Origin of the sequence: Streptomyces niveus (genome assembly GCF_001723055.1) — a bacterium.
Taxonomy (GTDB): domain Bacteria; phylum Actinomycetota; class Actinomycetes; order Streptomycetales; family Streptomycetaceae; genus Streptomyces; species Streptomyces niveus.
In genome coordinates, this window is record NZ_MDCR01000063.1 from 183 (window position 1) to 22896 (window position 22714).

Annotated in this window: 21 protein-coding genes; 10 read left to right on the top strand and 11 right to left on the bottom strand. The window is 71.9% G+C overall.

Annotated features, from left to right (window positions below; genetic code table 11):
• Positions 1-1285, bottom strand: a 1285-nt coding sequence (locus BHU15_RS08840) for an HtaA domain-containing protein (protein ID WP_079128017.1), incomplete at its 3' end; no start/stop codon positions are given.
• A gap of 196 nt (positions 1286-1481) precedes the next feature.
• Here BHU15_RS08840 and BHU15_RS08845 point away from each other — a divergent pair.
• The 4 genes from BHU15_RS08845 to BHU15_RS08860 all read left to right on the top strand — a co-directional run bounded on the left by BHU15_RS08845 (position 1482) and on the right by BHU15_RS08860 (position 5577).
• Positions 1482-2495, top strand: a complete 1014-nt coding sequence (locus BHU15_RS08845; protein ID WP_255293066.1) for a heme/hemin ABC transporter substrate-binding protein — start codon at positions 1482-1484, stop codon at positions 2493-2495.
• A gap of 1 nt (position 2496) precedes the next feature.
• On the top strand, positions 2497-3564 hold the full coding sequence (locus BHU15_RS08850; protein WP_069626681.1) for a FecCD family ABC transporter permease: 1068 nt from the start codon (positions 2497-2499) through the stop codon (positions 3562-3564).
• A 94-nt stretch (positions 3565-3658) separates the two neighbouring features.
• Positions 3659-4591 (top strand): heme ABC transporter ATP-binding protein, encoded by a 933-nt coding sequence (locus BHU15_RS08855; RefSeq protein ID WP_069626682.1) that lies wholly within the window; start codon positions 3659-3661, stop codon positions 4589-4591.
• On the top strand, positions 4588-5577 hold the full coding sequence (locus BHU15_RS08860) for an SCO2278 family lipoprotein (RefSeq protein ID WP_069626683.1): 990 nt from the start codon (positions 4588-4590) through the stop codon (positions 5575-5577). Before BHU15_RS08855 ends, BHU15_RS08860 begins: the two co-directional genes overlap by 4 nt.
• 63 nt (positions 5578-5640) lie before the next feature.
• On the opposite strand, the gene BHU15_RS08865 is transcribed toward BHU15_RS08860, so the two are convergent.
• The gene (locus tag BHU15_RS08865; protein ID WP_069626684.1) at positions 5641-6393 is read right to left on the bottom strand and encodes a bifunctional DNA primase/polymerase; all 753 of its coding nucleotides are present in this window, start codon (positions 6391-6393) and stop codon (positions 5641-5643) included.
• A 245-nt stretch (positions 6394-6638) separates the two neighbouring features.
• Positions 6639-7271 carry a TetR/AcrR family transcriptional regulator gene (locus BHU15_RS08870; protein ID WP_069626685.1) on the bottom strand — a complete coding sequence of 211 codons (633 nt, stop codon included), beginning with the start codon at positions 7269-7271 and terminating at the stop codon, positions 6639-6641.
• A 238-nt stretch (positions 7272-7509) separates the two neighbouring features.
• Here BHU15_RS08870 and ddaH point away from each other — a divergent pair, with 238 nt between their 5' ends.
• A complete protein-coding gene (gene ddaH / locus BHU15_RS08875; RefSeq protein WP_079128012.1) occupies positions 7510-8394 on the top strand; it encodes a dimethylargininase in 885 nt (294 codons plus the stop codon).
• On the opposite strand, the gene BHU15_RS08880 is transcribed toward ddaH, so the two are convergent.
• Entirely contained in the window at positions 8386-9408 is a 1023-nt protein-coding gene (locus BHU15_RS08880; RefSeq protein ID WP_069626686.1) for a small ribosomal subunit Rsm22 family protein, read from the bottom strand. The two genes, ddaH and BHU15_RS08880, sit on opposite strands and share 9 nt — an antisense overlap.
• A gap of 214 nt (positions 9409-9622) precedes the next feature.
• On the opposite strand from BHU15_RS08880, the gene BHU15_RS08885 reads away from it, so the two are divergent.
• Positions 9623-10939, top strand: coding sequence for a hypothetical protein (locus BHU15_RS08885; protein ID WP_069626705.1), 1317 nt, complete (start codon positions 9623-9625; stop codon positions 10937-10939).
• 55 nt (positions 10940-10994) lie between these two features.
• Here the strand turns inward: BHU15_RS08885 and BHU15_RS08890 are convergent, their stop codons facing one another.
• Entirely contained in the window at positions 10995-12314 is a 1320-nt protein-coding gene (locus BHU15_RS08890; RefSeq protein ID WP_069626687.1) for a multidrug effflux MFS transporter, read from the bottom strand.
• 83 nt (positions 12315-12397) lie between these two features.
• Here BHU15_RS08890 and BHU15_RS08895 point away from each other — a divergent pair, with 83 nt between their 5' ends.
• Positions 12398-13402, top strand: a complete 1005-nt coding sequence (locus BHU15_RS08895) for a Gfo/Idh/MocA family protein (protein ID WP_069626688.1) — start codon at positions 12398-12400, stop codon at positions 13400-13402.
• Between the two features lie 7 nt (positions 13403-13409).
• Here BHU15_RS08895 and BHU15_RS08900 read toward each other — a convergent pair whose 3' ends face one another.
• On the bottom strand, positions 13410-15059 hold the full coding sequence (locus tag BHU15_RS08900; protein ID WP_069626689.1) for an alkaline phosphatase D family protein: 1650 nt from the start codon (positions 15057-15059) through the stop codon (positions 13410-13412).
• Between the two features lie 158 nt (positions 15060-15217).
• On the opposite strand from BHU15_RS08900, the gene BHU15_RS08905 reads away from it, so the two are divergent.
• The 3 genes from BHU15_RS08905 to BHU15_RS08915 all read left to right on the top strand — a co-directional run bounded on the left by BHU15_RS08905 (position 15218) and on the right by BHU15_RS08915 (position 17643).
• A complete protein-coding gene (locus BHU15_RS08905) occupies positions 15218-15979 on the top strand; it encodes an SDR family oxidoreductase (protein ID WP_069626690.1) in 762 nt (253 codons plus the stop codon).
• 265 nt (positions 15980-16244) lie between these two features.
• Positions 16245-17129, top strand: a complete 885-nt coding sequence (locus tag BHU15_RS08910; RefSeq protein WP_069626691.1) for a PhzF family phenazine biosynthesis protein — start codon at positions 16245-16247, stop codon at positions 17127-17129.
• Positions 17130-17292: 163 nt separating this feature from the next.
• The gene (locus tag BHU15_RS08915; RefSeq protein WP_069626692.1) at positions 17293-17643 is read left to right on the top strand and encodes a hypothetical protein; all 351 of its coding nucleotides are present in this window, start codon (positions 17293-17295) and stop codon (positions 17641-17643) included.
• A gap of 18 nt (positions 17644-17661) precedes the next feature.
• Here the strand turns inward: BHU15_RS08915 and BHU15_RS08920 are convergent, their stop codons facing one another.
• The 5 genes from BHU15_RS08920 to BHU15_RS08940 form a co-directional block, all read right to left on the bottom strand.
• The gene (locus tag BHU15_RS08920) at positions 17662-17850 is read right to left on the bottom strand and encodes a hypothetical protein (RefSeq protein ID WP_069626693.1); all 189 of its coding nucleotides are present in this window, start codon (positions 17848-17850) and stop codon (positions 17662-17664) included.
• The gene (locus tag BHU15_RS08925; RefSeq protein WP_069626694.1) at positions 17847-18920 is read right to left on the bottom strand and encodes an alpha/beta fold hydrolase; all 1074 of its coding nucleotides are present in this window, start codon (positions 18918-18920) and stop codon (positions 17847-17849) included. Before BHU15_RS08925 ends, BHU15_RS08920 begins: the two co-directional genes overlap by 4 nt.
• A 184-nt stretch (positions 18921-19104) precedes the next feature.
• The gene (locus tag BHU15_RS08930; RefSeq protein WP_069626695.1) at positions 19105-20286 is read right to left on the bottom strand and encodes a macrolide family glycosyltransferase; all 1182 of its coding nucleotides are present in this window, start codon (positions 20284-20286) and stop codon (positions 19105-19107) included.
• A 13-nt stretch (positions 20287-20299) separates the two neighbouring features.
• Positions 20300-21286, bottom strand: a complete 987-nt coding sequence (locus BHU15_RS08935) for a Gfo/Idh/MocA family protein (RefSeq protein ID WP_255293067.1) — start codon at positions 21284-21286, stop codon at positions 20300-20302.
• Positions 21283-22686 (bottom strand): NDP-hexose 2,3-dehydratase family protein, encoded by a 1404-nt coding sequence (locus BHU15_RS08940; RefSeq protein WP_069626696.1) that lies wholly within the window; start codon positions 22684-22686, stop codon positions 21283-21285. Before BHU15_RS08940 ends, BHU15_RS08935 begins: the two co-directional genes overlap by 4 nt.
• Positions 22687-22714 lie beyond the last annotated feature (28 nt).

Sequence of the window (22714 nt, forward strand, 5' to 3'; positions counted from 1 at the left end):
GCGGGAAGGGCACGTACGACGCGAAGAAGCAGACGCTCGACGCCGGCTTCGCGGGCAGCGTCCGCTTCACCGGAACCCAACTCGACCTGACACTGAGCGAGACGGGGTCCATCGCGGTGCCCGCCTTGTACAGCGAGCCGAAGGTCTCGGCGCCGCCCTCGGTGAGGGTCGCGGGCGCCTCGGTAAGCGTGGCGAGGCCGTTCCTCGGTGCGAAGTCCCCGGCGGCGAAGGTGATCAGCGGGACGGCCTCGCGCGGCGCCCGGCCCTTGCTCGCGACGTCGGCGGCCAGGGTGCCCTTGCCGCCCGTCACCCGGACGGTGATCTCGCTCAGTGTCAGGTCGAGTTGGGTTCCGGTGAAGCGGACGCTGCCCGCGAAGCCGGCGTCGAGCGTCTGCTTCTTCGCGTCGTACGTGCCCTTCCCGCCGGGGAAGCGGAAGAGCGCGCCGCCGTCCTGCGCCCCGTCGGCGAGCGTCCAGCGGCCCTCGGCGATGGAGCCGGTGACGTACTCACGGAAGGTACGGCGTACGCCCCAGTCGACGGCCGCGTCCGTCAGGGCGCCCTCGGCCTGGGCCTTGCCGGACTTCTCCCCGCTCTTGTCCTTGTCCTTGTCCTTGTCGGCGGGCTTCGGCGCGGGCTTGTCCGGCGACTGCCGCGCGGCGGCCACGTCCACGGAGAGGCTGACCGGGTCGAGCGGTGTGCCCGCCGTGTAGTACCCGGCGAAGGCGGTGGCGCCCTGCGCGGTGAGCGTCGACGGGACGTTGTGGAGAGCGACGGGGCTGCCGCCGCCCCTCATGTCGATCCCGCCGAGATCGAGGGTGGCGAGCGGCACCTGGGACGAGGTGGTGACCTTGCCGCTCCCCTTGGCCTTGCTGGTCATGTCGGCGTACAGGGTGCCCCCGCCGCCGGAGATACGGACCGTGGGACGGCTGATGGTGAGGTCCAGCTCGTGCGACCCGTCGGACTTGGTGTGGCCGACGAAGCGGACACCGCCGCCGAATCCCGCGCGCAGCGCGCCGCTGTCGGGCTCGTACGTGCCCGAGGCCGAGTGGAACCGGAACTGGCTGCCGCCCACGGTGGCCGCGCCCCCGTTGAGGCTCCAACTGCCGCCCGCGACGGGGCCGGTGACATAGCTCTGGAAGGAGGACTTGATCCCCCAGTCGAGCCGGCCGCCCTGCACGGTGCGGTTCGCGGCGTGGGCCGTGGCGGTCGGGAGCAGGGCCCCGAGGAGTGCGGCGAGCAGCGCGACGGCGAGAGCGCGGGCTCGCACCGGTCTGGACGACAGCATCAGAGATCACTCCCACGTGGGTGAGGTCGGCGGCCACGGGCACGCCGAAGAGAGCCCGGAAGAGACACACCCCGGACCTGGCAAGCAAGGTAAGGCTAACCTAAGCTATCTCCAGCCCGGTTCGGAACCCTTCCGTCCGGGAGCGCCTCAACGGGACTCCGGCGAGGCTCCACACGACGACGGGACGGTGCACTCCGTGCGCACTCAACGCCTGGCGGGCGCGGTCATCTCGGTGCTCGCCCTCGCCCTGCTCGCCACCGGCTGCGGCGGCGACAGCGACAACGGCGGCGGGAAGACGAAGAAGGGCGGGGCAACGGCCGCCGCCGACCGGGTCGAGCCCCTGGCCACCGTCCCCGAGCCCGTGCTGCCGGTCACCGTGGACTCCGCCGACGGCACGAAGGTCACCGTCACCTCCGCCGACCGGCTCGTCCCGCTGACCGGATCGCTCAACGAGATCGTCTTCACCCTCGGCCTCGGCAAGCGGGTCGTGGCCCGCGACATCACCGCGACCTTCGACCAGGCCGCGAAACTCCCCGTGGTGACCCGCGCGCACGACGTCTCCGCCGAGAGCGTCCTGTCCCTGCGGCCGACCCTCGTCATCGCCGAGACCACCACCGGACCGGCGGAGGCCATCGACCAGATACGGGACGCCGGCATCCCGCTCCTCGTCGTCGAACCGGCGAAGAGCCTCGCCCATGTCGGCACCCGCATCACGACGGTGGCCCACGCGCTCGGTGTCGACGCGGCGGGCAAGGAGCTGAGCACGCGTACGGCCGAGCGGATCGCCGCCGTACAGAAGCGGATCCCCGCGGCCGGCGACGGCGGGAAGCCGCGTGTCGCCTTCCTCTATCTGCGTGGCTCCGCGTCCGTCTATCTGCTCGGCGGCCGTGATTCCGGGGCGAGTTCGCTGCTGGAGGCGGCCGGCGCGGTCGACGCGGGCAAGGAGTCGGGGCTCGACAAGGACTTCACCGCGATCACCAGCGAGGCGCTGGCGAAGGCGGCGCCCGACGCGATTCTCCTGATGACCAAGGGACTCGACTCGGTGGGCGGCGCCGAGGGGCTGGTGAAGATCCCCGGCGTCGCCGAGACACCCGCCGGTCTCGACCGCCGGTTCGTCTCCGTGGACGACGGGGTGCTGCTCAACTACGGGCCCCGTACGGACCAGGTGCTCGCCTCGCTCGTCGAACAGCTCTACCCGGACGGCGCGTGAGATGACAGCCACAACGACCGCCCCCGTGCGGGAATCTCAACCACGCGGCGCCACCTGGCTGTTGACCGCCGCGCTGCTCGGCGCACTGCTCCTGCTCGCCCTGCTGTCCGCAGGGCTCGGCGCGTACGACATCCCGCTCGGCGACGTCCTCTCCTCCCTCCAGCACCGGTTGGGGATCGGCGGCGCCGCGCTCGACCGCGTCCCCGAGAGCGTGCTGTGGAACGTCCGGCTGCCACGCGTCGTCCTCGCGTTGCTCGTCGGCGCCTCGCTGGGCTGCGCGGGCGCCCTGATGCAGGGCGTGTTCGGCAATCCGCTCGCCGAGCCCGGGGTCATCGGCATCTCGGCGGGCGCGGCGGTCGGCGCCGTCGCGTCGATCGCGCTCGGCCTGAGCTTCCTCGGCAACTGGACCGTCACCGTCTGCGCGTTCGTCTCCGGGCTGCTGACCGTGCTGCTGGTGTACGCGATGTCCCGCTCCGGCGGCCGTACGGAGGTGGTCACGCTCATCCTCACCGGCATCGCGGTGAACGCCTTCGCGGGCGCGCTCATCGGGCTGTCCATCTTCTTCGCCGACAACGCGCAGATCAGCCAGATCACCTTCTGGCAGCTCGGCTCGCTCGCCCAGGCGACCTGGCCGAAGGTGCTCGCCGTCCTGCCGTGCGCGCTCCTCGGTCTGGCCGTCGCGCCCTTCTACGCAAGGAAGTTGGACCTCCTCGCGCTGGGCGAACGGCCCGCCAGGCATCTGGGGGTGGACGTCGAACGGCTCCGGGTCGTCCTCGTCCTGGTCGTCGCGCTGCTGACGGCCGCCGCCGTCGCGGTGGCGGGAATCATCACCTTCGTCGGGCTGCTGGTCCCGCACCTGCTGCGGATGGCGAACGGCCCCGGCCACCGCTTCCTGGTGCCGGGCAGCGCGCTCGGCGGCGCGCTGGTGCTGGTCGCGGGCGACCTCGCGGCCCGCACGGTCGCGGCCCCGGCCGAGTTGCCACTGGGCGTCCTGACGGCACTGTTCGGCAGTCCCTTCTTCTTCTGGCTGTTGCGCAGGACGCGGCGCAGGCAGGGGGGTTGGGCATGAGGGGCGACACCCCCGGCCGGGGGTCCGGGGGTTGTCCCCCGGGCAGGCACAGTTGGCTGTTGCGCAGGACGCGGCGCAGGCAAGGAGGTTGGGCATGAGCACCATCACGCGTGGCCGGGCGCTGCGGGGGCTGTTCGCCGTACGGGGGCGGGAGTTGCCCGTGCCTGTCGCCCCCGGGGACGTCGTCGCCGAGGCGCGGGATCTGCGCGTACGGCTCGGGCGGCGCGACGTCCTCGGTGGCCCGGCCGGCGGCCCCGGCGGCGGGGTGGACCTCGTCGTACGCGCCGGTGAGGTCCTGGTGCTCGTCGGGCCCAACGGGGCGGGCAAGTCGACGCTGCTCGCCGCGCTCGCCGCCGATCTGGACACCACCGGCACCAGCGGCCGCGTACAGATCGGCGACCGCCCCGCCCACGACTGGTCGGCGCCCGAACTCGCCCTGCGCCGGGCCGTGTTGCCGCAGGCCGCCACGCTCTCCTTCCCGTTCCCGGTCGAGGAGGTCGTCCGGATGGGCCGCGCCCCCTGGGCGGGTACGGCGGCGGCGGACGAGGACGACGCGGCCGTGGCCGACGCGATGGCGGCGACCGAGGTCACCGAGTTCGCCCGCCGCCCCTTCTCCGCCCTGTCCGGCGGCGAACGCGCCCGCGTCGCGCTCGCCCGGGTCCTCGCCCAGCGCGCCCCGCTGCTCCTCCTCGACGAGCCGACCGCCGCACTCGACCTGCGCCACCAGGAGTTGGTGCTGCGTGTCTGCCGGGCGCGCGCCACGGCCGGTGACGCCGTCGTCGTCGTGCTGCACGATCTCGGGCTCGCCGCCGCGCACGCCGACCGGGCCGCCGTCCTGCACGAGGGACGGGTCGTGGCGGACGGCCCGCCCGCCGAGGTGTTCGGCGGCGAACTGCTCAGCCGGGTCTACCGGCAGCCCGTCGAGGTCTTCCCGCACCCGCGCACCGGGACCCCGCTCGTGATCCCGATGCGGACCGGTAGGGTTCGGACGGTCAGCGGGGGACACGGAGCAGAAGGCGACCGATGAGAAGGCCGATTCGGGCAGCGGCGGGGCTGGCGACCGCGACGGTGATGTCGCTGGTCGTGAGTGGGTGTATGACGGTCCACGGTGAACTGGCGGTACTGCCGGGCGCGAAGAAGTCCGAGGCGGCCCAGGCACTCGCGGATTTCACCGAGGCGTACAACAGGGCGGACAAGGCGTACGACCCGGAGTTGGACGCCGGCCGCGTCACCGGCGCGCTGGGCGCGATCAACCAGGCCGGTCTCAAGGCCAGGAGCGTCACGAACCCGGAGGGCAACGCCCAGCACCAGCCGCTGGAGTTGACCGACGCGAAGTACCTGATCCCCAAGAAGGCCGGCTGGCCGCGCTGGTTCGTCGCCGACACCGACAGCAACCGCGACAAGGACGACGGCCCGGGCGACAACCGCTGGGTCCTGGTCTTCGTACGGGGCGGCGCCGACCAGTTGTGGGAGGTCGCCTATCTCGCGATCCTCTCGCCGGACGAGATCCCCGAGTTCAAGACGGACAAGGACGGTTACGTCGTACCGGCCCCGGCGGACAGCGGGTCACCGGCGGTGGCTCCCGGCGAGGTGGGCGGCGAGTACGTCTCGTACCTGAAGGACGGGAAGCCGGAACACTTCGCGCGCGGACCGCACACCGACCAGTGGCGGGGCAGCCGCGAGAAGAACGCCAAACTGCCCGGTCTCACCATCCAGTACAGCGATCAGCGCCTGGACGACGGGGAGTTCGCGCCGCTCGCGCTCGCCACGAAGGACGGCGGCGCGTTCGTCTTCTTCGCGATCAAGTACTTCGAACGGCAGACGGCCGCCGCGGGCTACACGCCGAAGGTGAGCGCCGACGTCAAGGCGCTGTTGACCGGTCGGGTGGAGAACACCCTCACCAAGGAGTGGGTGTCGAGCCAGGCGGCGCTGCTGGCGCCGGACGGGGCCGACGCGGACCAGATCAAGGTGCTGAGCAGACTGCAAGGGGTGATCGGGGCCGAAGGCTCCTGAACACCCCCCGCAGACAGGGGACTTGACGCCCGGGGGCGCCGTACGCCGCGCGACGCCGTACGGTCAGCGGCCGAGCGGCCAGGCCACCGGGTGCGGATCCAGGTCGCGGTTCTCGCCCGCGTACCGCGCGCACGCGTCGGTCAGCGACTCCAGCAGCGTCAGCGGGTCGGGCAGCGGATGCTCGGGGCCGCGCAGCCAGGTCATCGACAGGTCACCGGGCAGTCTGGCCGGCGGTACGAGGACGTAACTGCCCCGGCAGTGCCAGCGGAAGCCCGGGTGCTCGTCCATCGTCTCGGGGTGGCAGTCCAGTTCACAGGGCCACCACTCGTCCTCGTCCTCGGGCGTGCCGCGGGTGGCGGTGAAGAAGAGCATCCGGTCGCCGCCGGAGTCGGCCACCGGGCCGACGTCGATGCCTGCGGCGAGCAGTCGCTCCAGTGCTCCGGCGCCGGCCTCCAGCGGGACGTCGAGGACGTCGTGGACCAGTCCGGTCGCCGTGATGAAGTTGGCCTCGGGCTGGTTCCTGGCCCAGCGCTCGATCTGGGCCTCGTCGGTGGTGGACTGCGTCTGCCAGGCGAAGGAGACGGGATGCCGGGCGGGGGTGGGACAGCCGATGCGTTCGCACGAACATCGGTAGCCGATGGGATGCGCGGCGGGCGAGATGGGCATACCGGCGGCGGCCACCGCGAGGAGCAGTGCCAGTCGGGCGTCGGCGTCCGGCGCGGCTTCCCGGCCGTCGTCGGACTTTCTGGCGAGTCGGCGCAGCCACTGGGAAACCCTGCCCTCAGTGCCGCGGTAGCGGCCGAAATCGTCGCCCATCTATCCCCTCACCTCATGCATCGGTCCTCTCGGACTCTTCCATGTTCGCACCATCCTGCGCCTCGGGGGGCCGCACTCCTCAACCGGGGTGGGGAGGCGGATGCCGATCACCGGGCGTCATCACGGGCTATATCGCGAAAAAGACCACTGATGCGGGCGATGGGCGCCGGTGGTGTTCGCCACATTCAGCGGCCGGGACCGGGGCCGCGCCGGTTCCGGATCCGGGCGGGTTCCCGGTACGGCACTCAGTGCCGCGGCGGCCGGGGCGCCAGGCCGTTCAGCGCGTAGTCGACCAGCGAGTCCGCGTACGCGTGCGTGAGCGGCAGCGTCCGCAGCAGCCAGCGGTGCACGATCGGGCCAGTGAGCAGCTCCATAGCGGTACGCGGGTCGATGTCGTCGCGTACGGCCCCGGCCTCCTGCGCGGCCCGCAGCCTCCGTACGTAGAGCGCGGCCTGCGGCTCCAGCAGCTTCTCCGCGTACTCGGCGCCGATCTTCGCGTCCACGATGCCCTCGGCGGCGAGCGCGCGGGTCGGCGCCTCGAACGTCGGGTCGTTCAGCTCGTCGACGGTGGCGCGCAGCACCAGCTTGAGGTCCGCCGCGAGATCGCCGGTGTCCGGGATCTCGTATACGCCGTCGTCGCCGCCGGCCGCCTCGGCGGCCTGTTCGCCCAGGTCGAGGAAGGCTTCGAGGAGTACGGCGGCCTTCGAGGGCCACCAACGGTAGATCGTCTGCTTTCCGACGCCCGCGCGGGCCGCGATGCCCTCGATCGTCGTCTTCGCGTAGCCGTTCTCGCCGACCAGGGACAGGGCGGCGGCGTAGATGGCGCGGCGTGACTTCTCGCTGCGGCGGGTGGAGTCCGGTGCCTTGCTTTCAGCCATGCCGACAGAGTACCAGCGAGGCGAGACGCATCGTCTCGCCCAGACCCGGTTCCGAACCATGTCCCGGCGTCGATGACGCGATGATGTCCATCCGATGCCGTTTCATGAACCACCCGATCGGATCACTGCGCGAACGGCCCCCGAGGACCGACCATGGGTCGACGCACACACCCCGTGCGACCCGTTCGTTCGTGAGGAGCCCTCGTTGCCTCGTGACGCTTCGCCCCGCCGCTATCTGATGTGCCCACCGGCGCATTTCAGAGTGACGTACTCGATCAACCCGTGGATGGATCCGTCGAAACCCGTGGATCTGCCGCTGGCCCTCGCGCAGTGGGAGGTGCTCCGCGACCGCTACCGCGCTCTCGGCCACACCGTCTCGCTGCTCGAACCCCACCCCGACCTGCCCGACATGGTGTACGCGGCCAACGGCGCCACCGTCATCGACGGCCGTGTGCTCGGCGCGCGCTTCGCGCACCCGGAGCGTACGCGGGAGGCCGAGGCGCATCTGGCCTGGTTCCGCGCGCGCGGCTTCACCGACATCCATGAGCCGGCGCACATCAACGAGGGCGAGGGCGACTTCGCCGTCACCGGCTCGTACATCCTGGCGGGGCGGGGCTTCCGGTCCAGTCCGCTCTCGCACGACGAGGCGCAGGAGTTCTTCGGCCGGCCGGTGATCGGACTCGATCTGGTCGATCCGCGCTACTACCACCTCGACACGGCGCTCTGTGTCCTGGACGACGCGGCCGACGAGGTCATGTACTACCCCGGCGCGTTCTCGCCCGGCAGCCGGGCCGTTCTCGCCCGGCTCTTCCCCGACGCGCTCATCGCCGGGGAGCCGGACGCGGCGGCGCTCGGGCTCAACGCCGTGAGCGACGGCCGCCATGTGCTGCTGCCGCAGGCGGCGGCCGGTCTCTTCGCCCCGCTCAGGGACCGGGGCTACGAGCCGATCGCGGTGGATCTGGGCGAGCTGCTCAAGGGCGGCGGCAGCGTGAAGTGCTGCACGCAGGAGCTGCGGCAGGAGCAGGAGCTCGACGTACGGCGGGAGTTGCTGCTCGCGGCCTCGGCCCCGGCACCGGCCTCGATTCCCGCTCCGGCCCCGGCCGAGGCCCCGGCCTCAGCCTGATCCGGACGTGTCGTGGGGCGGCCAGGCGTCGCCCCACGACGCGTCGCGCGCGGCCCGGTACAGCGGCCCGTGCCGCTTGCTCACCGTCTCGCGCCGCAGCCCGTCCGTCTCCGTACAGAGGTCGAGCAGCATCTGCCCCTTGCGGGTCTGCGGCTTGCGGGTCACCCGCGCCCGTACCGGCTCCGCGTCGAAGCGGACGGCCGCCACGTAGCTGAACTTCTCGTCCTCGTACGCCAGCGAGCCCCCCTTCACCTGCCGGTGCAGCGACGACCGGCTGACGCGGGCGGCGAAGTGGCACCAGTCCGTGCCGGGTTCGATGGGGCAGGCGTCGCTGTGCGGGCACGGTGCGGCCACCCGCAGGCCCGCCCCGATCAGCAGGTCACGGGCGGCGATGACGCGCTCGTAGCCGTCGGGCGTGCCCGGCTCGACGATCACGACGGCCTGTCCGGCGCGCCCCGCCTCGGCGACGAGGGCGGCGCGGTCCGCGGGGCTGAGTTCGTTCAGGACGTACGAGACGGTGACCAGGTCGCACTCGGGCAGCTTCAGCCCCGTACCGATCCTGGTGCGGCGCCACTCGGCGTCCCGCAGCGCGGGCAGCCCCGACCCGGCGGCCAGCTCGCGGCCGAGGGCGAGGGCGGGCTCGGCCCAGTCCAGCACGCTCGTGGCGCGTCCCCGCCCGTCGTCGTCTCCCGTCCAGATCGCCTCGGCCGCCCAGACCGCCGCCCCGGTCCCCCCGCCGACGTCCACATGGCTGCCCGGTGCCCACCCCGGCGCGGCATCGGCGAGCGCGTCGAGCGCGGACCGTACGGCCTCGAAGGTGGCCGGCATCCGGTACGCGGCGTAGGCGGCGACGTCGGAGCGGTCACGCAGCAGCGGTGTACCGGTCGGTGTGGTTCCCCGGTAGTTGGAGATCAGCCGTTCGACGGCCTGGGCGGCCTGGCTCGGCGGCAGTCCGTCGAGCAGTCCGGCCAGCGCGGCGCGCAGGGCTTCGGTGGTGGGGAGGGAGGCGTTCACCGCCGAAATTGTAGGCGCCCGGAGTGTGGCCGGAATCCGCCGGTGCCGCGCGCCGCGGGCAGCTGCCGGGCACGGAATCGGGGCTGAACGGACTGCGGCGGGCGCGGGCTCTGTTGCTACGCTGACGGCCGTTGCCGCCCCATCGCCACACCGTGCTCACGGGGAGACCAAGTTGTCGTTCTACCGTGCCCGCGGTCTGACGCCGATGTCCTTGATGACCAAGCGGCAGAAGATCGTGCGCGTCACCCTCGTCGCCGGGGTGTTCATCCTGGTGATGCTGCTCGTGCTCGCCAGTTGCGGCGGGGCCGGGAAGGATGACGCGAAGCCCCGGAAACCGGTGGTCAGCACCGGTCCCGAGACGCAGCTGAACGTCCCCGCGGGCTACGACACCCGGCGCGGCTGGGAGATCCAGGACGTGTCGCCGCAGTACGCGGTCGCCTCCGCCACGGGTCTCGTCGCGTATCTGGCCCGGGTCGACGACAGCCGGTACCAGCTGCGCACCATGAACGCCGAGACCGGCAAGGCCGGTTGGTGGGGCCGTGCGTGGCGGCCCCTGGCGCCGGTGGACCGCTACCCCCGGCTGCTCTCGGTGACCAAGGGCGACCGGCAGTACTTCGTGACCTGGTCGTTCGGGCGGCTCGGCGAGTACGCGCTGGCGTCTGCCGACTCCCTCGTCTCCCTCGACGTGTACGACGCGGCCACCGGCGAACAGCGCCGGGTCGAGGTGCCCTGGGCGGACGCGCCGACCGTCAGCAGCACCGGCCCCGGCATCCTGATCAGCGACGGCAAGGCCGTCAGCGCGGTGGTCGACCCGGCGACCGGCGAGGTGTCCAGGACGGCGCCCGGCTCGCTCGGCTATCCGAAGGACTGCCCGAACTGCCGGAAGCTGACCGAGGTGCGCGGGGTGACCGCGAACGGGCTGCTGGTGAGCGGGGCGAAGGAGTTCTGGGTACGGGGCGGCTGGTTCAGCCGGAAGGTCGCGCCGAAGGGCACCGAGCCCAAGTCCGGGGTGCCGGCGTCCGTGTCGGCGGGGCATGTTCTGGCCAAGTGGCAGAAGAAGAAGGGCGCGAAGGACGCCGCCACGCACGACCTGTGGGTGGTGCACTCCCTGGACACCGGCAAGGAGGTGGCGCAGGTCCGGTGCCGTAAGCCCGCGATCAACCCCGCCGCCCAGCCGCAGCTGGTCTCCTCCCCCGACGGCCGCTTCCTGATCGCCGGCAGGCTCGCCTTCGACCTGGACGAGAAGACCGGGTTCTGCTTCGAGGAGGCGGACGGCACCAGGCCGCTGACGCTGACGTCGGTGGCGGACACGGGGATGGCGTACGGGGCGACGAGCGCCCGTACCGTGACGGACGCCCTGGCCGGCGGCGGCGATCCCGTACAGGTGAATCTGGCCACCGGGGAGCCCGAACCGCTGGCGCTGAACGTGCGGCTGCCGAGCGGGGACGCGAACGGGGTGGGCCTGTTCCGCTGGACGGACCGCGCCGACCGGCAGCGCCTCATCGCCTACGTGCAGCGCGTCGAGGACTGAGCGGACGGACCGTCCTCCCGGACCCGGGAAGGACTCGGGAGGACGGACCGCGTGTTCACGTCCCGGCCGGCTGCGCCGCCCGGTGCTGCGCCTGCCAGGGGCGGCACAGCGCCAGGAAGCTGACCAGCGCCCCGACTCCGCACACCACCTGCACGACGGCCATCGGCACCGCCGTGGCCTCGCCGGCGATCCCCACGAGCGGCGACGCGACGGCGCCGATCAGGAACGACGCCGTACCGATGAGGGCCGAGGCCGATCCGGCGGCGTGCGGGGTCCGCATCAGGGCCTGCGCGTTGGTGTTGGGCATCGCGAGCCCCATCGCCGACATCAGGACGAACAGCCCGGCCGCGACCCCGAAGAGGCCCGGCTCCCCGAACACTCCGCTCGTCATCAGCAGCAGGGCCAGACCGGCGAGCGTGATGACGACGAGGCCGAAGGCGAGCACCTTGTCCATGCTGACCCGGCCGACCAGCAGCCGGCCGTTGATCTGTCCGACGGTGATCAGGCCGATGGAGTTGATGCCGAACAGCAGGCTGTACATCTGCGGCGAGGCGCCGTAGATCTCCTGCACGACGAACGGCGAGGCCGCGATGTACGCGAACAGGGCCGCGAAGGCGAGCCCGCCCGCCAGGGTGTAGCCGGTGAAGACGCGGTCGGCGAGCAGCCCGCGCATCGTGCCGAGCGCCTCGCCGACACCGCCGCTGTGGCGCTTCTCACTGGGCAGTGTCTCGTGCAGCCACTTCACGACGACGAGCGTCAGCGCGATGCCGACACCCGTCAGGACGACGAAGATGCCGCGCCAGTCGGTGAATTGGAGCACCTGGCCGCCGATCACCGGGGCGATGACCGGTGCGACACCGGAGATCAGCATCAGGGTGGAGAAGAAGCGGGCCATCTCGACGCCGTCGTACAGATCACGCACCACGGCGCGGGCGATCACGATGCCCGCCGCCCCGGCCAGTCCCTGGAGGAGTCGGAAGCCGATGAGCAGTTCGACGCTGGGGGCGAGTGCGCAGATCGCGGTGGCGAAGACGTACACGACCATGCCCAGCAGCAGGGGCTTGCGCCGTCCCCACTTGTCGCTCATCGGTCCGACGACGAGCTGGCCGAGCGCCATGCCCATCAGACAGGCGGTGAGGGTGAGTTGCGCGGTGGCGGCCGAGGAGCCGAGGGCGCGGGTCACGGCGGGCAGCGCCGGGAGGTACATGTCCATCGACAGCGGGGGCAGGGCGGTGAGCCCGCCGAGGACGAGGGTGACGACGATGCCCGCGCGTCGCGCGGCGGGGATGCCGACGCCGGTGTCGGTCTCCGTCACGGTGGATGGGGTGGGTATATGTCCTTTACGTGCTCGTGTGGTCTGGCCGGCGTCCGGCATTCGCATCTCCATGTAGTTGAAACCCTCCCTATGCTCTCAGCTCAGGCGGACTGGTCGTGACGTTTTTTGTGTAAGGGGCATACATGACGGCTGTGCATGACGGCGACGGCACGACACGGTGGGGCGTACTGGCCACGGGCGGTATCGCGGCGACGTTCACCGGGGACGTACAGGCGATGGCGGGCGCCGAGGTCGTCGCCGTGGCCTCGCGGAGCGAGCCCTCGGCGAAGGCGTTCGCCGACCGGTTCGGCATCCCCCGGGCGTACGGCGACTGGGCGGGGCTCGTCGCCGATCCGGACGTGGACATCGTGTACGTCGCGACGCCGCACTCCGCGCACCGCGCGGCGGCGGGGCTCGCCCTCGAAGCCGGAAAGCCGGTGCTGTGCGAGAAGGCGTTCACGCTCAACGCGCGCGAGGCCGGTGAGCTGGTGGCGCTCGCGGGCGAGCGGGGTCTGTTCCTGATGGAGGCCATGTGGATGTACTGCAGTCCGGTCGTCCGCCGCATGACCGAGCTGATCGCGGACGGCGCGATCGGCGAAGTCCGGACGGTGCAGGCCGACTTCGGGCTCCAGGGTCCGTTCGCTCCGGAGCACCGGCTGCGTGATCCGGCGCTCGGCGGCGGGGCGCTGCTGGACCTCGGGGTCTACCCGGTGTCGTTCGCGCAGCTGATCCTGGGCGAGCCCGACCGCGTACAGGCGGACGCGCTGCTGTCGCCCGAGGGGGTCGATCTCAACACGGGGATGCTGCTGGGCTGGGACTCCGGGGCGACGGCGCTGCTCAGCTGCTCGGTGACCGCGCGGACGGCGTCGACTGCGACGGTGACCGGTACGGCGGGCCGGATCGAGCTGCCGAGCGGCTTCTTCCACCCGGACGCCTTCGTGCTGCACCGGGAGGGGCGGGATCCCGAACGGCACACGGTGGAGAGCCCGTTGACGGGCATGCAGCACGAGGCGGCCGAGGTGTCGCGGTGTCTGCGGGCCGGGGAGAAGGAGTCGCCGCTGGTGCCGCTGGCGGGCAGCCTGGCGGTGATGCGGACGCTCGACGCGGTACGTGAGCGCGTCGGCGTCCGCTACCCGGTGGACAACTGACGGCTCTCTAGGCGGGCTTGAGGCCCGGGTCGCCCGCCTCGGTCACGAAGGACCCGGCCGTCGAGAGGGGCGCGCCGGGCGTCGTGACGGCGGAGACCGTCTTGAAGTCGGCGCGCGCCTGCCGCGTGCCGAGCGTGACGGTCACATAGCCGCGCCGCCCGTTGTAGAACTTCAGGTGCGGGTTGGCGGTGGTGAGGTTGGTCCAGTTGGACGGCTTGTCCGCGCCGTCCTTCCCGCTGGCGATGGAGGTGGCGACGATCTCCGTGCCGACGGTGCGGGACGCGGGGTCGTCGAAGTCGGCCTTCAGGTCGAAGCCGTAGCCGACGTGCACGTCACCGGTCAGCACCATCAGGTTCTCCAGGCCGGCCGCGTCCGCGCCGTCCAGGATCCGCTTGCGGGAGGCCGGGTAGCCGTCCCAGCCGTCCATCGACAGCTTGAAGTCGGGCCGGGGCACGTCGCGGCGCTGGGCGAAGGTGACCTGCTGCGGCAGCAGGTTCCAGGTGGCGCGGGACTGCTGCCAGCCGTCCAGCAGCCAGCGCTCCTGCGTGGCGCCGGTCATGGTGCGCGCCGGGTCCTCGGACTCCGGGCCGGGGACCTGCCAGCCGTCGCCGTACGCCTGGTCGGAGCGGTACTGCCGGGTGTCGAGGATGTCGAACTGCGCGAGGCGCCCGAAGTGCAGCCTGCGGTAGAGCCGCATGTCGGCGCCGTCGGGCCGCTGCGGGGTGCGCAGCGGCTGGTTCTCCCAGTACGCGCGGTACGCGGCGGCCCTGCGCAGCAGGAACTCCTCCGGCGGCACGTCGTTCTCGGGCGTCTCACCGGCGTAGTTGTTCTCGGTCTCGTGGTCGTCCCACGTGACGATGAAGGGGTGCGCGGCGTGCGCGGCCATCAGGTCCGGGTCGGACTTGTAGAGGCCGTAGCGCAGCCGGTAGTCCTCCAGCGTGATCGTCTCGCGGTTGTAGTGGGCGGGCAGCCGCCGGTCGGTGTAGTTGCGGGCGCCGCCGACCGCCGTCACCGCGTACTCGTAGAGGTAGTCGCCGAGGTGGATGACCACGTCGAGGTCTTCGGCGGCCAGGTGCTTGTAGGCGGTGAAGTAGCCGTCGTGGTACGCCTGGCAGGAGACGGCGGCCAGCTTGAGCTCCCCGGTGTTCGCGGAGCGCGCCGGGGCGGTGCGGGTGCGGCCGACGGGGCTGATCCAGGTGCCGGCGCGGAAGCGGTAGAAGTAGAAGCGGTCCGCGTCCAGGCCGGTGACCTCGACGTGGACGCTGTGGTCGAACTCCGGGTGTGCGGTGGTGGTTCCGCGTCTGACGATCCGGGTGAACCGCTCGTCGTGGGAGATCTCCCAGCGTACGGAGACCCTGGCGCGGGGCAGACCGCTGTCGCTCTCGTAAGGGCTCGGGGCGAGGCGGGTCCACAGCAGTACGGACGCGGGGTGCGGGTCGCCGGACCCGACGCCGAGCGTGAAGGGGTCGCTCTTGATCTTCGCGCCGTCCAGCTCGGCGGCGCTCGCGGTGCCCGCCGTGGGCAGGTTGACGGCGAAGGCGAGCGCGGCGGCGGCGCCGGTGACGGTGAGGAACCGGCGACGGCCGAGGTGTGCGGCGGCGGCTCTGAGTTCGGGCGAGTGCGTGGTGGCGGATGAACTCGTCTGCACGGGTGTCATGTTGGTGCCCCTCCCCTGACGACAGATGTCATAGGAAGTGCAGCCGGACCCGACGACCGATCGTTGTCGGGTACACAACATCGGGATGTCGGGCCGATGAGTTCCCCGTGCGCCGGGTCCGTACTCGCGCCGGTCCTCCTGCCGTACGCTGCGGGCCCATGACTGCTGTGCGGAAGATCGCTGTGGTGACAGGAGCGGGTTCGGGCATCGGACGGGGCGTCACACTCGCCCTGGCCGGGGCGGGCTGGTCGGTGGTGCTCGCCGGACGGAAGGCGGAGCGCCTGGCGGAGACGGCGGCCCTGGCGGCGGACTCCGGGGCGGACCTGCGGTGCGTGCCGACGGACGTGGCGCGGCCGGAGGACGTGGACGCGCTGTTCGAGACGGTACGGGAGCGGTACGGCCGCATCGACTTCCTCTTCAACAACGCGGGCACGTTCGGCCCCGGCGGCGTACCGCTGGAGGAACTGCCCTACTCGGCGTGGCGCAAGGTGGTGGACACCAACCTGACGGGCTCGTTCCTGTGCGCGCAGGCGGCGTACCGGCTGATGAAGGACCAGGACCCGCAGGGCGGCCGGATCATCAACAACGGCTCGATCTCCGCGCACGCGCCCCGCCCGGACTCGGTCGCGTACACGGCGACGAAGCACGCGCTGACCGGACTCACCAAGTCGCTGTCCCTGGACGGCCGTCCGTACCGCATCGCGTGCGGTCAGATCGACATCGGCAACGCGGCGACGGACATGACGCAGCGCATGACACGCGGGGTGCCGCAGGCCAACGGCGAGCTGGCGGTGGAGCCGGTGATGGACGCGGCGGACGTGGCGACGACGGTGCTGCACATGGCGGAGCTGCCGCTGGAGGCGAACATCCAGTTCGCGACGGTGCTGGCGACGACGATGCCGTTCATCGGCCGGGGCTAGGCCGTGTCCGCGAAGTGGCGTCGTCCGCCCGCAGGGCGGGGCTCACGCCCGCCGCGGAGCGGCCGATGTCGCGTTGGTGCGTGCGGTCGCACGGCGGAGGATCGACGTTGTGGATGGCCCGGCCGTACTCGGCCGACTCCGACAACGCTGCCAACGCGGCGAGCGTGCGTGCCGGGCGCCGTGGCCGGACGGGACTTCGCGGACACGGCCCAGGGCCTGTGGTTCCGGCGGGAATGGACGCCCGCGCCGCGTGGTTGGCACGCGCATGAGCGAATCCGACGCCACCCTGACCGGCGAAGTCCTGCGCTACACGGCCTTCTCGACCGATCCCGCCGGCGGCAACCCCGCCGGTGTCGTCCTCGACGCGACCGGGCTGACGGACGACGCGATGCTCGCGATCGCCGCCGGCCTCGGCTACAGCGAGTCCGCCTTCCTGACGGCGGCGCCGGAGGGCGCGGGCGAGCAGGGGCGGGCGTTCACCATCAGGTACTTCAGCCCGAAGGCGGAGGTCCCGTTCTGCGGCCACGCCACCGTCGCCACCGCGGTCGCGCTGGCGGAGCGGATCGGGGCGGGCGACCTGGTCTTCGAGACGCGCGCCGGGACCGTACCGGTGACGGTCGCCGCCACGGGGTCCGGCGATCTGCGGGCGACGCTCACGAGCGTCGAGCCGCACGTCGAGGACGTCGCGGCGGCCGACCTCACGGAGGCGCTGGCCGCGCTCGACTGGCCGGCCGCCGATCTGGACCCGGCGCTGCCGCCCCGTATCGCCTACGGCGGCGCCCGCCACCTCGTCATCGGCGCGGCGACCCGCGCCCGGCTGGCGGACCTGAGTTACGACTTCGCCCGCCTCGAAGCCCTGATGCACCGGCTGGAGCTGACCACGGTCCAACTGGTGTGGCGCGAGTCGGCCGACGTCTTCCACGTACGCGACCCGTTCCCGGTGGGCGGCGTGGTCGAGGACCCGGCGACTGGCGCGGCGGCGGCGGCTTTCGGGGCGTACGCCCGTGAACTCGGCCTCGTCCCGGCGGAGTCGACGCTCACACTGCACCAGGGCGCGGACATGGGGCGGCCGGGCGTCCTGACGGTCCAGCTGCGGCCGGGCGACGCGCGCGTACGGGTGTCGGGAGCGGGCGCGCCGATCCCGGCCTAGGTCCTGTCCTCGAACTGGCGCCGTCCGCCCGAAGCGCGGGGCTCACGGCGGCTGGTGCGCGTGCCGGGCGTCGTGAGCCGGACGCCGGTTCGAAGACAGGCCCCGGGACGCGCGGCCCGCGCTGCTACCGAGACGCCGCAGCCCGCCCGCCTATGCTCACGGCATGGAGCAGAGCGAGGTCCTGAAGCGCGTGATCGGCATCCTGACGCAGGCCGGTGACTGGCAGCGCCGACTTGAGGAGGACACCGGTCAGGAACAGGACATGGACGCCGAGATGGGCGTCGTGACCGAACTGCTCAACGAGACGATGCCGCGCGTCGAGGTACCGGCCGACGCGACCCCCGAGGAGCTGAGCACGCTGCTCGGCCGCGAGGTCGGCGGCGCGGTGGAGCAGCTCGTGGGCGCGTTCACGCTGGCCTTCGTCACCCTGGCCCGCGTCCACGACGCGGGCGGCCCCGACGTCTCGTCGGCGGACATCCTCCAGGACCTGGCGCTGCGCGCCGAGGAGCTGTGACCGGGCGACCGCCTCCCCTCACCCCATGGCCGGACCTGACGCGACTCCCACGCGCGCGTGAGCGCCGTGGACGGACTCCTGGAATCCCGTCAGATCGTTCTCGGTGATACCGAGCGAGGCCAGTGTCTTCCACGGCCACACGGTGCCGGTCACAGTGCCGATCACGGTGCCGGAGGTCGTGTCCTCGTCGTTCCCGGGCTCACTCATGAGGGCCTCGCGCCGACCGCGCCGCGGGGCGTCGGCCGGGCGCGGCGGCGCGCGAAGCGCAGCCACAGCAACTGGGAGAAGAGCCAGCGGCGCGTCGCGCCGAGGTGGGCGGGCGACCCGTGCACGTCGTCGAACGTCTTGAACCGGACGTCGTCGAGCGTCCGGCGCAGCAGCGTCTGATCGGTGTCCGGGATGATCTCGTCGCGGCTGCTGGCGACGTACCGCACGGGTATCCGCACCTGCCGCAGCCGCTCCGGTGTGAGGGCGAACCCGGCCAGCCGGTCACGGAGTTCGGCCAGGTCCTCGCTGCCGGTGAGGCGGCGCAGGGTGTCGGTCGTGATGCCGGGCACCCGGGGCCACCAGGCCTCGTCGGTGAAGAAGCCGGCGACGGGCGCGCCCACGGTGAGGACGCGGCGGATCCGCGGGTCCTCGGCGGCGGCGCCCAGGGCGAGGTGGCCGCTGAAGCTGAGGGCGAGCATCGAGGTGTCGGCGACCAGGGCGCGGTCGGCGAGCCGGTCGAGCAGGAGGCTGAGGGTGCGCCAGGAGTCGGGGCCGTAGGTCACGGTGTTCTCGCCGACACCCGGCAGCTCCGTGACGACGACGGCGAAGCCGAGTCTGCTCAGCAGGGGCAGCAGCGGCGCCCACTGTTCCTTGACGCTGACGATGCCGCCCATGACGACGAGCAGCGGGCGGGACCTGTCGAGACCGGCGGCCCAGCAGGCGACGGTACCGCCGGCACCGTCGGCGTCGGTGAACTCCAGGCGCTGGATGCCCTCCTGGCCACGGCGCCACTGGTCGAAGGTGTCGACGCAGAGCCGCTGGGCGTCCCGGCGATCGGCGTCGCCGTGGTACGGGAAACGGGCGAGCGCGTAGTGCCGGCACGCGTCGAGGAGGTCGCCGCGGCCCGCGGCGGCCCGGCCCTCGGCTGTCCAGACCGCGGCCCAGGATTCCGGGTCCCCCGTGGTGTCGTTGGTGATGCGGGCGAGGACACGCGTGGCGTGCTCGGCCTTCATGCCCTGGCCCCGGGCGTGCAGGCGGGCGAATTCCTTGAGTTCTGCCAGATGGTCCATGGGTGTGGGGTCACCGTCCCGTTCAGTGGGTGGCGCCGTCGGGACGGCGCGGACCGGGGCCGGAAGCCCGGTCGACTGCGATGTGCGATGTCGTTCGGACAGCCCCGGACCTGTCCGGGGCGGCGACCGGTGCGAGCCCCCTCCGCGACGCCGACACGGGTCGGCGTCGCGGAGGGGGCGGTGCTCAGCTCTGTCCGGCCAGATACGCCTCGACGGCGTCGGCCGCGACGGCCGGACCGTCGACGGACCGCATGCGCTCCCGTGTGGCCCGCACCCGGTCGGTCACGGACGCGTCGCCCGTGACCTGGTCCGCCGCCTCGCGCAGGCTCCCTACCGTCACGTCCTCCTTGGCCAGACGGCGGCCGAGGCCCAGCTCCTCCACGCGCTGCGCGTTCGCCCGCTGCTCGCTCGTCTGCGGCACCACCACCATGGGCACGCCGTTGTTCAGCGATTCCATGGTGCTGTTCATGCCGCCGTGGGTGATGAACAGCTTGGCGTGGCGCAGCACGTCGAGCTGCGGCGCGTACCGCCGTACGTCGACGTTCGCGGGCAGCGGCCCCAGGCCGGCGGGGTCGGTGTGCTCACCGACGGTGATGAGGACGTCCCACTCGGAGTCGCCGAAGGCCTCGATGGCCGTCGTGAAGAACTCGGGCCAGCCCCTGGCCGATGTGCCGAGCGAGATCAGCAGCACGGGCCGGTCCGCCGAGGCCGGCTGCCAGGTGCCCTGGTAGGGGCGTTCGGCGATGCAGGGGCCGGTGAAGACGAACCGCTCGTCGAAGGTTTCGCCCGCGTACTGGAATTCGCGCGGGAGGAAGATGAGGCCGAGCTTCTCGATGTGCGAGAGGAAGCCCATCGGGTCGGGCGCCAGGCCGAACCGGGGCAGCACGCCCGCGAGCTTCTGCACCGCCTCCATGATCCGCGGGTCGCTCAGCTCCGCCACCGGGAACTTCTCCCGGAGCGAGAAGTGCTCGTTCGCCCCGAACACCGGATAGGTACGGATCAGCGGAATGTCGTGCTTGGCGGCGAGGAACCGCGCGCCCCACGCCATGAAGTCGTGGACGATCACATCCGGCCGGTTCTCCTCGTAGAACGGCGTGACCTGTTCCACGAGGGACGTGCTCTCGTCCAGGCAGCGCAGCCCCTCGCCGGCGTTCTCCTCGGCGGTCAGGGGGGCGCGGTAGAAGTCGCCGAAGACCGAGTCGTAGCCGACCGGTTCGGCGCCGGCGGCCTTCACGATGGGGGCGAAGTGGTCGGTCACGGTGCAGGTGACGCGATGCCCCCGTTTCACCAGTTCCTCGACCACACCGATCGTGGGGTTGACATGGCCCACGGCCGGAAAGTTGAAGAAAGCGATGTGGCGTTGCACGAATGTCTCCCTCTCATCCAGTTCTGACGGGTTCCGCGCGCGAGGCGGACCGGTATGTCTCGTCGAGGAGTTCCGCCTGCCGCAGGGTCGCGAGGCTGTCCGGGGGAATCCCGGCGCGCACCGCGGCGGCGAACGCGGCGACGGTGGCCGCCACCTGGTCGTGCGGTTCGAGCCGGATCTCCTCGGTCTTCCCGTCGCGGTGCAGGCCGATCACGGGGACGTGGTCGGCGGGCGGCGTGAACGCCCGGTCGACCGTGATGCCGCCCTCGCTGCCGCACAGTTCGTACGACGAGCGGTAGGCGTGCTCCATGCCGAAGGTGATCTGGGCCGTGACGGCGCCGGGGGTGCTCAGCAGCGCGGCGCCGGAGGTCTCGACCCGCCGGCCCGCGCCCCGGACGAGGCGGGCGCCGACGACATCGAGTTCGAGCCCGAGGAAGTGCAGTGCGGCCCGGAGGGGGTAGACGCCGACGTCCGCCAGTGCCCCGCCGCCGAGTGCGGGGTCGTATCTGATGTCGTCGTCCGGCAGCGGCGGGATGGTGAACGACGCGTGGAACGACCGCAGTTCACCGATCGCGCCGTCGGCGAGCAGACGCAGCACGGCCCTGTGCCGGTGGTGCTGGACGAACATGACGTTCTCCATGAGCACCAGGTCGCGGGTGCGGGCGAGTTCGAGCAGTTCTCCGGTCCGCAGGTGGTCGGTGGTCAGGGGCTTCTCGGCGAGGACGTGCCGGCCCGCGTCCAGCGCCGCCTCGGTCCACCGGGCGTGCAGCGCCGCCGGAAGCGGTACGTAGACGGCCTGGATGTCGTCGAGTTCGAGGAGTTCGTCGTAGCCGTGCACGGGACGGCAGCCGAAGCGTTCCGCGACCTGCCGCGCCTTGGCCGGGTCCCGGCTGGCCACGGCCGCGATCTCGATGTCGGGGCAGGCGGCGAAGGCGGGCAGCATGCGGCGTACCGCGATGCCCGCGCATCCCATCACTCCCACCCGCAGGGGTCCGGTCACCGGTTGCTCACCGCCGTCGCGTTGAGACAGGCGAGCATGGTGCGGGCCTGGACGTTGAGGTAGTGACCGTGCCGGACCAGGGAGGTGAGCTGCGCGGGGGTGACCCAGGCGTAGCCGGGCGGCGGGTCGAGCGGAGCGTCGGCCTCGTCCGCCTCGACGATGAGGAAGCGGCTCTCGGCGTTGAGGAAGCGCCCGCCCTCCTCGGAGTGCACGACCTCGTACCGGATACGGTCCGCGCCGGCGCGCAGCACCGTGTCCAGGAACAGGGGGCGTTGCTTCTCGGGCAGGTGGGCGTAGTTGTCCGGGGTGCACTGCACCGTCGGTCCCAGCTCGACGGTGTCGAGGAAGCCGCCCTCGACCCGGGCGTGCGCCAGCACGTGCGGGACGCCGTCGAACTCGCGGGTGAGGAAGGCGGTGACGCCCAGACCGACCGGCTCGAACAGGGGCTGGGTCCAGCCTGTCACCTCGCGGTTTCCCGCCTGTACGGACACGGCCACGACGTTGAAGTAGCGGCCCTCCTCGTGCTGGATCGCGCTCTCGCCGCGCTTCCAGCCGGGAATGGAGTCCAGCGGGACGCGTTCGGCCCGCACGGAGTGCCGGGTGCGCTCGCCCGTGATCCACGAGAGCAGTTCGATGTCGGAGAGCAGCGCGCCGTCCGAGGCGTCGGAGGCGTCGGAGAAGGGCAGGCAGGACAGCACCGTGCGGGAGTCCATGTTGACCACGTTGTCCCGGCGCAGCAGTTCGTGGATCTGCCCGAGGGTGAGCCAGCAGAAGTCGTCCAGCAGCGGCACGTCACCCACCGCCTCCACCACCATGTTGCGGTTGGACTTGCGGTAGAACCACGAGCCGTGCTCGGACTGGAGCACGTCCGCGACGATCCGGCCGCGGTCCGGCCCGACGAAGTACTCGATGTACTTGACGTCTCCGCCCTTGTGGGCCTTGGTGTAGTTGCTGCGGGTCGCCTGGACGGTGGGCGAGAGCTGGAGCAGGTTCGGGTTGCCCGGCTCCATCTTCGCCTGCATCAGGAAGTGCAGCACCCCGTCGAACTCCTTGACGAGGATGCCGAGGATGCCGACCTCGGGCTGTTTGATGATGGGCTGGTACCAGTCGGCGTAGGGTCCGTCGCCGTGCGGTTCCGCCTCCTCCGTGACGTGCAGGCCCTCGACGGTGAAGAACCGGCCGCTGCGGTGCACCAGGTTCCCGGTGGAGTCCTGGAACGACCAGCCGTCCAGCTCCGCGAACGGAATCCGCTCCACCCGGAAGTCGTTGACCCTGCCCCGTTCGGCCAGCCAGTCGCCGAAGTCCTCGGTGCGCAGGTGCGCGCCCCGGGCGGCGGCCGACAGGGCGATACGGGCGGACAGGCTCTTGTTCTCGGGCGTCTGGGTGGTGTGGGACGGCATCGGAGAGACTCCCCGCCTTTCTCGTGAT

Coding starts and splice junctions, on each gene's coding strand:
- BHU15_RS08900 (WP_069626689.1), bottom strand. CDS start 15,059: ATGACACCCGTGCAGACGAGTTCATCCGCCACCACGCACTCGCCCGAA.
- BHU15_RS08915 (WP_069626692.1), top strand. CDS start 17,293: ATGGAGCAGAGCGAGGTCCTGAAGCGCGTGATCGGCATCCTGACGCAG.
- BHU15_RS08850 (WP_069626681.1), top strand. CDS start 2,497: ATGACAGCCACAACGACCGCCCCCGTGCGGGAATCTCAACCACGCGGC.
- BHU15_RS08855 (WP_069626682.1), top strand. CDS start 3,659: ATGAGCACCATCACGCGTGGCCGGGCGCTGCGGGGGCTGTTCGCCGTA.
- BHU15_RS08905 (WP_069626690.1), top strand. CDS start 15,218: ATGACTGCTGTGCGGAAGATCGCTGTGGTGACAGGAGCGGGTTCGGGC.
- BHU15_RS08885 (WP_069626705.1), top strand. CDS start 9,623: ATGACCAAGCGGCAGAAGATCGTGCGCGTCACCCTCGTCGCCGGGGTG.
- BHU15_RS08925 (WP_069626694.1), bottom strand. CDS start 18,920: ATGGACCATCTGGCAGAACTCAAGGAATTCGCCCGCCTGCACGCCCGG.
- BHU15_RS08890 (WP_069626687.1), bottom strand. CDS start 12,314: ATGCCGGACGCCGGCCAGACCACACGAGCACGTAAAGGACATATACCC.
- BHU15_RS08870 (WP_069626685.1), bottom strand. CDS start 7,271: ATGGCTGAAAGCAAGGCACCGGACTCCACCCGCCGCAGCGAGAAGTCA.
- BHU15_RS08940 (WP_069626696.1), bottom strand. CDS start 22,686: ATGCCGTCCCACACCACCCAGACGCCCGAGAACAAGAGCCTGTCCGCC.
- ddaH (WP_079128012.1), top strand. CDS start 7,510: ATGTGCCCACCGGCGCATTTCAGAGTGACGTACTCGATCAACCCGTGG.
- BHU15_RS08865 (WP_069626684.1), bottom strand. CDS start 6,393: ATGGGCGACGATTTCGGCCGCTACCGCGGCACTGAGGGCAGGGTTTCC.
- BHU15_RS08910 (WP_069626691.1), top strand. CDS start 16,245: ATGAGCGAATCCGACGCCACCCTGACCGGCGAAGTCCTGCGCTACACG.
- BHU15_RS08895 (WP_069626688.1), top strand. CDS start 12,398: ATGACGGCTGTGCATGACGGCGACGGCACGACACGGTGGGGCGTACTG.
- BHU15_RS08920 (WP_069626693.1), bottom strand. CDS start 17,850: ATGAGTGAGCCCGGGAACGACGAGGACACGACCTCCGGCACCGTGATC.
- BHU15_RS08860 (WP_069626683.1), top strand. CDS start 4,588: ATGAGAAGGCCGATTCGGGCAGCGGCGGGGCTGGCGACCGCGACGGTG.